Raw genomic sequence first — 9,081 nt, 5'->3', positions numbered from 1 at the left:
ACCACCCTACACAAGGAAACTCATGTCACCCACAAACCAGCATTTGTCAGATAGCTAATTTCAATCCGTATTGTTCTGTGCATTGTAAACGAACTGCATATCCACCAGTTCTTCATACTGGTAAGTCCCCTGATATACATCCGATGCAATGGATACTTCCATATCATTTTTTACTGCTTCCTGCGTGATCACACCATCCATGCTCCAAAGTTCATCTGCATAGGCGCGGTCGATCGCGGCTTCTATATCTTCTGGCGGTGTGGTCGGAAATTCTTTTTCTGCCGCCCGGACTGCGATCTCCTTATCCTGCGCCGCAGTCAGAGATTTTAACATCGCATTCACAAAGTGCTGTACTGTTTCCGGATCATTGCTGATTGTCGATTCCGCTACACTTAAAACAGAGTAAGCATAATCTCCTAAATCTGTAAACTGGTAAAATGCATCTGTCCATACCCCCTGCTTCATCCCATCTACAATCTGGGGTTCTGCTGCCCAGGAAATATCTGCCTGACCGCTCTGCACCACAGCAACGGAAGTTGACATATCTGCCGGCTCTACCATCACAACATCACGATCCGGATCAAGTCCGAGTGAAAGCAAAAGATAACGCACGCATAAATTCGGGCTGCCGCCAAATCTGCCGGAATTGATCTTCTTGCCTTTTAAATATTGTGCAAGTTCTTCATCCGTATTTCCAGTATATTCTTCACCAGCTTTAGCACACAGGTAAACATTTGCCCGGTTCACACAATTGCAGACAGCTATCACCGGGTCAGGGCAGTTTCCGGATGCATTCGGGATCGCATTCGAATCCACTCCACCGATCACGCCCCATGCATCCCCGCTCATCACAGATGTCACATGCGAGCCGCCCGTAGCCTGTATCACCTCCACATCAAGTCCTTCCTCCTCAAAAAATCCCTCCTGCTGCCCAACATAAAGTGGAAGATAACCGATCGAATGTAACGGTTCTGCGATCACAATCTTCTTTAACGCCTCACTCTCCTGCCCTGCCTTATCATCACCGCAGGCTGTCGCCAATAGCACGGCAGCAAATAAAACGCATCCAAAACAACTAAACCATTTCCTTTTTAATATTTTTCTTGTTAACATCTCTGCCTGTTTTCTCTTTTTCATATAATATGGCTTTACGTGCCAAAAGGTGTCTTTACGCCTTACGGTAAATGGCAAGATGTTCCGTCATCCATTTTTCCAGTTCCACCACCGCAAGGTACATTACCATTGCAAGCAGTGACAGCACGATCACCCCAACCCACACTAATGTAGTATCTAAAATAGTGCCCGCATAGATGACCATTCTTCCAAGTCCATGCCCAGATGCGATAAATTCCCCGACGATCGCACCTGCGAGCGCCAAAGAAATATTGATCCGGAGGCTCCCAAGCATCCAGGGAAGCACTGCCGGAACCACAACTTTACCAAAAACCTGCCACCTGGTGGCACCAAGTGAATAAAGCAAAGTTTCCATCGACTCATCCACATTTTCGACGCCGCTGACTGTCGCAAGTGCACATGATATTACTGTCATTAAAAATGCCAGGATTACTTTGGATGAAAAACCGATACCAAACAGCACGATTAAAATTGGTGCAAGTGCCAGCTTTGGCACTGCATTAAACATCACAAGATACGGTTCAAAAATTTTTGCAAATGTCTTTGACCACCAGAATGACAATCCTAACACTGCGCCGCCTAACGTTCCTGCCAGAAAACCACCGATCGTAGACATAGATGTAAAATAGATGTCATATGCAAGATTTTTTTCTTTCCACTGAACGATCGCTGTCCGTACGATCAATGAAGGAGAACTCCAGTAATAATCATCGATCCATCCACACATAGCACTCACTTCCCAAAGGATTAAAATTGCAATTCCAAATAAAATCCTTCCTGTCCGGATGCCTTTTTTCTGTTTTTTCTGCCTTAATTTTTCCTTTCCGTCTGACTGCATTGCCCCAACGGATTTCGGCTCATAATAATATGCTTCATACGCCTTTTTTTCCATCAGACATTCCTCCTGTCAAATGCTGTTTTAAATCCCAGAAATCAGCTTCCAGCATATCTTCCTGCTTTCTTGGACGTTTTAAGTTAACATTGATTTTTTCTTTTACGTAACCAGGACGTTCCGAAAAAACATAAATGATATCCGACAGATAAATTGCCTCATCGATATCATGCGTCACAAATAAGACTGTTTTATGAAAATCTTCCCAGATCTCTAACAGCCAGTTTTGCATGGACTGTCTTGTCTGCGCATCCAGTGCGCCAAACGGCTCATCTAACAAAATGATCCCCCGGTCATACAAAAGCGTGCGAAGAAGTGCTGCTCTCTGCCTCATTCCACCGGACAGTTCGCACGGATAATTTTTTTCAAATCCCAAAAGTCCATACTTTTCCATCAGGGGCAGTGCCTGTTTTCTCGCTTCCCTCTTCGGTACACCCCTGATTTCAAGTCCCAAAATAATATTGTCGATGATCGTACGCCACGGAAGAAGCATATCTTTTTGCAGCATATAACCAACATAGCCCTTTTCCCCTAAAATGCTTTTCCCGCCGATCGTAATATCTCCCGATGTCGGTGGCAGAAGTCCTGCCACAATGTTAAACAGCGTCGACTTTCCACACCCACTCGGCCCAATGATCGAAACGAATTTCCCATGTGGTATGGAAAGGTCTATCGGTCGTAATATCTGACGCATTTCCCCATTATTATAAAAGCATTTTGTAATGCCTGAAATTTTTATATCTTCATAAGCCATAACAGCAGCTTCTCTAACTCATTCTTATTGTAATATATTCATATATCCGGCACTTTGACATATAAAAATCCGGAAACAAAGGATCATCCCCCATTTCCGGATCACACACAAATTCTCTTAAAATATTTTCTCTTAAAGCATTTTCTTTTTCTTAAAATATACGATCTCACCTGCAATGATAAATATACTGGCAATGATCACAACCGGATATGCATACTTCCATCGGAACTCCGGCATATTGGGGAAATTCATTCCGTACCATCCTGCGATCAATGTCAAAGGAAGAAAGATCGTTGTGACAACCGTCAGGATACTCATGACTTTATTCTGCTGAACATCGATCAATGACTGGTATAACTCACGGATCTGTACCAGATACTCTCTCAAAAGTTCTACATGGTCATGCAGACGTTCCACACGGTTTGCATAGAGCTGCCAGAGTGACTGCTCCTTATCTGTCAGTATCTGTCCAAAATCACTCTGCATGGCATCTGCCAGATTTACAAGCTGCTCGTAATAAGCATGATACGCCGAAAAGCGTTTCCGGTACCGGAGTATGATCTCATAAAAATGTTCCGGAATCTTTTTTAACAGTTCTTCCTCGATCGAAGCTAATTTTTCTTCCTGCTGCTGCAGATAGATCACATCATCCTCGATCAGCATTTCAAAGATCATGACAAGAAGCTGATTCATACTTATTTCTTCCGGTATGACTTTTTCCAGTTTTCCCAGACATGTCTTTAAAAAACTGCCATCCTCGATCAATAACAGTTCATCGCCCCTCAGATAAAATCCAAATACAATATAAGTTATTTCACCTTTTAATACGCGCGGTATCTTCATTGTCCCAAACAGACAGTCTCCATAATTTTCCGCCTTACAATACTGCACCGGATTCATACTGCGGTAAAGATTCCGCTTGTGAGGATATTCCCCCTCTAGCTCCTTAAATTCTGCTGTTGACATCAGACAGATTTTTTTTTCACTGTTTAAATGATATTCCTGCATGTTTTATTTTACCAGTTTTGCGATCACCTTCACCAGCGCTTCAATATCAGCACCGGACGTATTGATACACAGGTCATAATTTAATTTGTCCCCCCAGGTCTGTCCGGTAAAAAACTGATAATATTTCGAACGTTTTTTATCCACATCCTGAATATGACGTCTTAACTCTTTATCCGTAAAATGTTCCTGCTCCGGTGCACGTTTTCTGCAGCGTTCCATACACGATTCCATGTCTGCATAAATAAACAGACGCAGCGGATCTTTATCACGCAGGATATAGTCTGCACTTCTTCCGACAATTACGCAGTCTGATTTTTCTGCAAGTTCCTGCACCAAAAGGCTCTGCTCCCTGTAAATCGCATTGTTCTGCTCCATCACCGGGTCCACGCCCATATAAAAAGTTCTTCCGATCGTGATCGGCATCAGCGTGGAAGGACTGTTTTCCATTACATGCTGTACATAACCTTCTGCAAGTTTTGTCCGCTTCGCAATCTCTGTAATGATCTCATTATCATAATAGGCGATTCCCAGTTCATCCGAAAGTCTCTTTCCAACCTCACGTCCGCCACTGCCAAATTCACGCCCGATCGTTATAATTTTTCCCATATGTATCATCTCCTGATTCGTCATTTTTTATAAATAGACTATAACACTTTCCCACATTAACGTCCAACTCTATTTTTAATCAACGCTCTTTAAAGATTCCGTCATACTGATCGCATCGATCTTCTTTCGCATCAGGCGGTCCACAAACCAGGTAAATACCATGGTCAGCACCAGACTGTATAAAAAGCTGATCTGTTTTACATGCACATCAAAAGACACCATGTCCACAACAATCTGGCTCATGACAAACCGGTGCAGAAATATGCCAAGCACAAGTCCTACAAGTGCGCCAAGAAATGTAAGGATCGTGTTTTCCCGGAAAACATATGCTGCTGTCTCATTCTCATAAAAACCAAGCACCTCGATCGTTGCGATCTCACGCACACGCTCTGTAATATTAATATTCGTCAGGTTATATAAAACAATAAATGCAAGTCCCGCTGCACACAGAATGATGACAGCAACGATCAGATCCATACTGCTCATCATACTTGAAAAACGTTCCATATCATCCTGTGAAATATTTACCGCTGCCACATCCGCCATCGCCATTAACGCTGTTCCAAGTAAATGCGCATCTGTACCCTCGGAAACAGACACAAATGCCGTCTTATATTCCGGTTCTGCTTTCATCTGTTCCGCGTAAGTATCTGCCGACAGATACACATAATTATATACAAAATTCTCACAGACACCGCTTACCGTCACCTTAAGCGTTTTCATATCGGAATCCTGCAGTGTCACGGTATCCCCTGTCTTTATTCCAAGTTCATCTGCCACTTTCGCTGAAATAACCGTCTCTCCCTTTTGTGGAAATGCGATCGGCTCCTTTTTTTCCGTATGTAAGTTGATAAACGGCGTTATATCCGAATCCGGATCTGCCATAATAAGGCTGACAGATTTCGTCTTTTCCTCACCGACTAAATCCATGCTCTTTTCTGCCACAAACACAAAGTTTTTTACACCGTCTTTTTCTTTATTTTCCAGTTCATCTTTCTGTTTCTGTGCAACAGACGATGAATAGCTAATCCCGATATCATAAGTCTGTATCTGCGTATACTGCTGCGTTATGATCCCCGTCACGGAATCACGTACCCCGAATCCGGTTACTAAAAGTGCACTGCATCCGCTGATCCCCACGACCATCATAAAAAATCTTTTTTTATACCGGAAAATGTTCCGCATTGACACTTTCTGCAGAAACTTAAGCCTCTTCCAGATAAACGGCAGATATTCGAGAAATACACGTTTTCCGGCTTTCGGTGTCTTCGGACGCATCAGTTCTGCCGCAACCTCCGTCAGTTCCCGCCGGACAGATACAAATGTTGTGCCAACAGAGCAAATAAGCGATACGGTCACGGAAATGACTGCTAATTTCCAGTCAAACACATACACTAACGACTCCATCTTATAGAGCATGCCATACGCATACCAGATTACTTTCGGAAACATTACAGTTCCAAGCGCAAATCCAGCCACGCAGCCGGTCAGTGCTGCCGATCCGGAATAAAACATATATTTTGCCATGATCGTATGCTCACTGTAACCTAATGCCTTTAAAACACCGATCTGCGTCCGCTGTTCTTCCACCATACGGTTCATCGTTGTCACACAGACTAGCGCTGCTACCAGGAAGAAGAAAATCGGAAACACATCCGCAACTCCGTCGACGATACCGGAATCACTTTCAAAACATACATAACCAACATTCGTATCACGCCCAAGCACATAGGTATCCGGCTCTTTTAATTCCTGCAGCGTCTTTTCCCCATCGCTGATCTTTTTTTCAGCTTTTTCTATCTCTTTATTGTAAGTCGAAAGCCCGTCCTCATATTCCTTTTTCCCATCCTCATACTGCTTCTTTGCATTGGATAATTCCGCTTCTTTTTCTGCGATCTGTGTTTTGGATTCTTCTAACTGTTTTTTTGCATTTGCAAGCTGCTTTTCGCCGTCTTCGATCTGGCTTTTTGCATCTTCTAACTGTATTTTTGCATCATCAAGCTGACTCTTTGTCCCTTCTTTTTTCTCTGCAAGCTGTTTTTTCCCATCCAAAAGTTTCGTCTCTGCTTCCGAACGTACCGTCTGATAGCGTTCTGCTGCAAGATCCTCTGCCAGTGTTTCCCACGCATCCTGTTTCTGGTTTATGTAAGCATCATATTCTTCGCTGTACAGTGGAAAATCGCTGTCAAATTTCACATAGACTTCCGTATAATAATCATCCGCAAATCCTTCTGGCAAAAGATAGGCAAATCCGCTTACCCTGCCATTGCCAAGCGATGTGCTTCCACGCTCAAACTGCGAATACAATGGTGACTGCACAATTCCGGTAATCTTGTACTCCCTGCTCGAAAAATGTTCCAGATCATCCGTATCATTGTTCCCGGAAAGTTTGATCGTTTTTCCGATCATGGATGCATCATAAAGATTGGAATCCACCACACATTCCGATGCATTTTCCGGCAATTTTCCATCCACGAGCACCAGACGGTTGACATTCTCCGTGATGCTGTGCATTTTTATGACACGCTCTTTCCCACCGCTCTCACAGATAATATCAAACGTGACTGCTCCTTCTGCTGCCCTTACATCTTTTTGCTTTTGTATCGTTTCCACTTCGTCCTCTGAAAAACCGACCGTAGAGATCAGGCGGTAATCATAAAGAGATGTCTTATCAAAATAACGCTGTGCCGTTTCTAACATTGCAGGCTGTGTTACCTTAAGTCCCGCAAAAAATCCCACTCCCAATGCAACGATAGCAAGGATGGCTAAAAATCTGCCAAGGCTTTCTTTTATTTCCCTGAATGTTGATTTCCATATCATTGATCTCATAACCATCTACCACTCTATATCTGCAATATCTGCAATGTGCTCATTTTTTTCCATGGACACGACCGTTCCGCTCTTTACCGTAATGATGCGGTCTGCCATCGCTGTCAGTGCCTGATTATGTGTGATGACAACAACCGTCTTTCCTTTTTCGCGGCAGGTATCCTGCAATAATTTTAAAACTGCTTTTCCGGTATTGTAATCAAGTGCCCCTGTGGGTAGTGTACTATTAGTACAAACAATAAACGTCATCTATTATTAAGAACAGCATGGATTTTATGGATAAGCCACTATTCCATCATTGATAACCGCGTGGATAATGTATGGGAAAATCATGGAAAAGGAAAACCTCTTTCCCACCATTTTCCCACAACATTTTCCACCCAGTTAGCAACGATTCCATAAACAGCAGCTTAACCACAAACTCCACCCTACGGTTAAGGTCTGTTAGTATCCTCTTATTTTGTTTTATTTATAAAATAGCATTTTCAACACAAAAAAAAGACCTCACCCCAGCGTTATACCGGAATGAAGTCTTTTCTCTATCTCTCATTTTCTTTCTCTCTCATTACAATCTCAATGATCGTCAGATCTCTCTTTGCAGCTTTCATATCTTCAACACTATCACACACAGGTATCAATGTTGCCAGTGTTAACGCCACCGCCAAAATAACAGACAATAAAAAACAAATGTTCATTTCTTTTATGCCATCATACCCGGAAGTTACAGTGTACTGATATGCAGTTCTTATAAAAGCAAAAAATTCCCTCCATGTACCCATTACGATTCCAAGTAAAACAATCATCAGCAGCACTTCACAAACATTCTTTTTATGTTCATATCTCACTTTTTGTTCTACATATTCAAACTCCAGCTCTTCTTTTCCCATGGAACTTAAGGTCTCCAGTCTCCATTTAAAAGCCTGTATTTTCCGCCTGCGTATTTCCCGATATGAAAATTTCATGATAAAGTTTTCTATCTTTTCTTTCATCACTCTGCCTCCATGATCTTCCAGTTATCCCCCTTCTCCAGTGTCAACTTATACTGCATGATCTGTGTGATCTTCAGATCCTGATCCAGGTATTTTACATAAACTTCTGCTTTCGTCTGATCACCTTCCATATAGTAGGCTTTTCCTGCCAGTCCATCATATACATAATTCTTTCCGATTGCCGGAAGGACACCATCCTTTACATAATAGACAAGCTCCTTCGCCGATGCCTGCGGATACAGCTTGAAAAACGTATTCAAAAAATCTTCGATCTGTGTCTGGGTTTTTAAATCTATGCTTCCATCTGATTCTTTTGCTTTTACCTCATAAGAAGATTTTCCCGGCAGCGCATACGCTGTCGGGTTTTTCACAACTAACATTTTCCCATTTTCGTCTCTGTGTACTGCTATCTGATACACATTGCTCTGATCCGCGGTCTGTTCACCTTCCGATATCCGCTGCTTTACACAATACGTTACTTCGTACTCTGTATCCGTAAGATCCTTCACAGACCAGATATCTACGGATTCAACCTCCGCTGCAGTCGGACAGTCTGTCGTGATCATTCCACGATCCATAAGCTGCAGCGTTTCCGGAAGATACTTTTCCAGAGCCTTTTCCCGTTTGCTGATCTCCCGGTCTGTGTTTCCCCAGGCATGATATACACCTGCAAAACCTTTCACATAACTCTCCAAGGCATTTGTATCTTTTAATTTTTCCTCAACCACAGTTTCTTTTTCAACTGTAACCGTATCAACTGATGTGAAGTTATTGTAAATTCCCAGTATAATGCTGACCACTAACAAAACCCAGAATAACCGGATCCAGTTCCTGTTTGGAGATACCTTTAAAACCGGCATCTCTTCTGC

General features: G+C 42.7%; 8 protein-coding genes and 1 pseudogene. All 9 read right to left on the bottom strand.

The features are described from left to right. Positions 1 to 60 precede the first annotated feature (60 nt). Positions 61 to 1,137, bottom strand: a complete 1,077-nt coding sequence (locus tag DXA60_RS18010; RefSeq protein ID WP_243006954.1) for an ABC transporter substrate-binding protein — start codon at positions 1,135 to 1,137, stop codon at positions 61 to 63. A gap of 31 nt (positions 1,138 to 1,168) precedes the next feature. Beyond that, complete coding sequence (locus DXA60_RS18005; RefSeq protein ID WP_117922642.1) at positions 1,169 to 2,026, bottom strand: ABC transporter permease; 858 nt, start codon at positions 2,024 to 2,026, stop codon at positions 1,169 to 1,171. After that, on the bottom strand, positions 2,007 to 2,780 hold the full coding sequence (locus DXA60_RS18000) for an ABC transporter ATP-binding protein (RefSeq protein ID WP_117922641.1): 774 nt from the start codon (positions 2,778 to 2,780) through the stop codon (positions 2,007 to 2,009). The genes DXA60_RS18005 and DXA60_RS18000 overlap by 20 nt, the downstream gene beginning before the upstream one ends. A gap of 132 nt (positions 2,781 to 2,912) precedes the next feature. Continuing rightward, on the bottom strand, positions 2,913 to 3,788 hold the full coding sequence (locus DXA60_RS17995) for a magnesium transporter CorA family protein (RefSeq protein WP_117922640.1): 876 nt from the start codon (positions 3,786 to 3,788) through the stop codon (positions 2,913 to 2,915). A gap of 3 nt (positions 3,789 to 3,791) precedes the next feature. Next, complete coding sequence (locus tag DXA60_RS17990) at positions 3,792 to 4,394, bottom strand: cytidylate kinase-like family protein (RefSeq protein WP_199536251.1); 603 nt, start codon at positions 4,392 to 4,394, stop codon at positions 3,792 to 3,794. Positions 4,395 to 4,469: 75 nt separating this feature from the next. After that, positions 4,470 to 7,223 carry an ABC transporter permease gene (locus DXA60_RS17985; protein ID WP_243006953.1) on the bottom strand — a complete coding sequence of 918 codons (2,754 nt, stop codon included), beginning with the start codon at positions 7,221 to 7,223 and terminating at the stop codon, positions 4,470 to 4,472. 6 nt (positions 7,224 to 7,229) lie between these two features. Further along, positions 7,230 to 7,439: pseudogene (locus DXA60_RS17980) on the bottom strand (ABC transporter ATP-binding protein); the annotation flags it as partial. A 323-nt stretch (positions 7,440 to 7,762) separates the two neighbouring features. Then, positions 7,763 to 8,212, bottom strand: coding sequence for a hypothetical protein (locus tag DXA60_RS17970; protein ID WP_117922638.1), 450 nt, complete (start codon positions 8,210 to 8,212; stop codon positions 7,763 to 7,765). Next, positions 8,212 to 9,081 (bottom strand): conjugal transfer protein (locus DXA60_RS17965; RefSeq protein ID WP_147345409.1); only part of this gene is annotated, 870 nt, incomplete at its 5' end. The genes DXA60_RS17965 and DXA60_RS17970, both read right to left, overlap by 1 nt.

The sequence above is a fragment of the Roseburia sp. OF03-24 genome, assembly GCF_003463035.1.
Classification (GTDB): domain Bacteria; phylum Bacillota; class Clostridia; order Lachnospirales; family Lachnospiraceae; genus Roseburia; species Roseburia rectibacter.
The sequence above is the reverse complement of the archived record's forward strand: the minus strand, read 5'-3'. Positions and strand labels throughout refer to the sequence as shown.

What these genes read in the sequence shown, in the direction of transcription:
- DXA60_RS18000 (WP_117922641.1), bottom strand. Translation starts at nt 2,780, where the DNA reads ATGGCTTATGAAGATATAAAAATTTCAGGCATTACAAAATGCTTTTAT.
- DXA60_RS17970 (WP_117922638.1), bottom strand. Translation starts at nt 8,212, where the DNA reads ATGAAAGAAAAGATAGAAAACTTTATCATGAAATTTTCATATCGGGAA.
- DXA60_RS17995 (WP_117922640.1), bottom strand. Translation starts at nt 3,788, where the DNA reads ATGCAGGAATATCATTTAAACAGTGAAAAAAAAATCTGTCTGATGTCA.
- DXA60_RS18010 (WP_243006954.1), bottom strand. Translation starts at nt 1,137, where the DNA reads ATGAAAAAGAGAAAACAGGCAGAGATGTTAACAAGAAAAATATTAAAA.
- DXA60_RS17990 (WP_199536251.1), bottom strand. Translation starts at nt 4,394, where the DNA reads ATGGGAAAAATTATAACGATCGGGCGTGAATTTGGCAGTGGCGGACGT.
- DXA60_RS18005 (WP_117922642.1), bottom strand. Translation starts at nt 2,026, where the DNA reads ATGGAAAAAAAGGCGTATGAAGCATATTATTATGAGCCGAAATCCGTT.
- DXA60_RS17985 (WP_243006953.1), bottom strand. Translation starts at nt 7,223, where the DNA reads ATGAGATCAATGATATGGAAATCAACATTCAGGGAAATAAAAGAAAGC.